Annotated in this window: 1 protein-coding gene; it reads right to left on the minus strand. The window is 29.0% G+C overall.

Annotated features, from left to right (window positions below; all coding sequences use genetic code 11):
• Positions 1–255 (minus strand): hypothetical protein (locus tag ACHRV0_RS21695; protein WP_395442532.1); only part of this gene is annotated, 255 nt, incomplete at both ends.

Raw genomic sequence — 255 nt, forward strand, 5'->3', positions numbered from 1 at the left:
GTTTTTTGGATAGGAAACAAATCGATCTTTCCAAGGCAAAAAACTCGATTTATTATCAATTTGAAACAAACTCCCATCCTTTGCATAAAATGTTAATGCAAACTTGTATTCCTCTTCACTTGAAAAACCAATATTATAATCATAATCTTTTTCTCCTTTCTCCCAAACAGAATAAGGAATACCATGAATTTTCCAATAAGTAAGATAATGACCCCATGATTTTATCTCTTTTTTTTTGTAACTATCGTCTATATT

The organism is Flavobacterium sp. FlaQc-30, from assembly GCF_044005885.1.
Lineage (GTDB): Bacteria > Bacteroidota > Bacteroidia > Flavobacteriales > Flavobacteriaceae > Flavobacterium.